At 40.0% G+C, this 1,379-nt stretch carries 1 protein-coding gene; it reads right to left on the reverse strand.

What is annotated here, in order from left to right; translation table 11 throughout:
* Positions 1-293: 293 nt before the first annotated feature.
* Positions 294-1,208, reverse strand: a complete 915-nt coding sequence (locus ACFX4L_RS25350) for a nucleoside hydrolase (RefSeq protein ID WP_284468960.1) — start codon at positions 1,206-1,208, stop codon at positions 294-296.
* Between the last annotated feature and the right edge of the window lie 171 nt (positions 1,209-1,379).

Here is a 1,379-nt window from a genome sequence, read left to right on the forward strand (position 1 = left end):
AATCCCTCCAATAAAAAACCTGCATAGAATAAATTCTATACAGGTTTCAAAAATCCTTTTAGATTGTCAACAGCCCCCTTATGCCCATTTTTTTTGGACCATTACTAAAATGTAGGGATTTCATCAAATCTCTATGAAATTAATCAAACGATTGATTAATATTTGAAAAACCAATCGAAAGGATATCCAAATATACGAAGATCCTTTTTTCAAAGCAAAATAAACTATTTTTAATACATGGATTTCAGCTGTGCGACTTAGTTAATGGAGATCCTTATCACATGATCAAGTCCTCATATAACCCGTTCCAAAAAGTGTTTCACAAACCGATCCGCTTGCACTTTCGTACAGACGCGGATTCCAGGACCGCTAACCTGTTGGCCTATTGTCCTGCCTGTTTCTTCGCCTTCGGTCACAACCTTGACGTTCATCATTTCTGCACCTACAAAACTTGAATCAATCGCAACCCCGACTGCAAGTGGATCATGAAGGGCGCAACCGCCCAAACCTGGATGGGAGATTTCATAAGCTTTCATATAATAATCGGTCATTTCCGCTAAAAATCGGGCGCTCTCCTTACCAGTTGCCCGCCATTCATCAAGCTTCGATTTCAAAAGATATGTTTGCAGTGTCACATCAAGTCCCACTAGGGTGATTGGCAGTCCGGATGAAAATACATGATCAGCCGCTTCGGGATCGGATACTATGTTCGCTTCAGCATAAGGCGTTACATTTCCTTGTACGTTTACAGCACCGCCCATAATAACCACCTCTTTTACTAAGGACATGATTTTCGGGGCTTTTTTAATCGCCATTGCGATGTTAGTCAGTGGTCCTACTGCAATAACCGTAATTTCATGCGGCCGGCTTTTCACTTGTTCGATAATGAAATCTGATGCATTCCCTTTTGATGCTTTAATAGTTGGTTCAAACTGAAGGGTATTTCCTAATCCGTCTTCCCCATGGACATGCTTGGGATATTTCTTCTTCTTTCCGCGTACCAATGTTTGACCGGCTCCTTCAAAAACCGGAATGCGCCTATTTAATTTTTCCAAAACGGCCAGTGTATTACGGGTCGATTCAACAATGGGTACGTTACCAAAGCAAGTGGTAAACCCCAGCACTTCCAATTCTGGTGAATTTAATGCATATGCCATCGCCATGGCATCATCAATCCCAGTATCAACATCAAATATGATTGGTTTCAATATTTCCACACCTTCCAGAATTACATTTTTGTGCCACTAAATATTAATGTCCTTTCTCAATAGAGAAATAAATAGCTTTCTACACGTTCCTATCTTTTTGTATGAAAACATATTCGTGAAAGGCCATACTAAAATAAGCCCACCAAATTCTAATTTTTTTGAAGGACGTAA

It is taken from the genome of Peribacillus sp. YIM B13482 (assembly GCF_042787975.1).
Classification (GTDB): Bacteria; Bacillota; Bacilli; order Bacillales; family DSM-1321; genus Peribacillus; species Peribacillus simplex_A.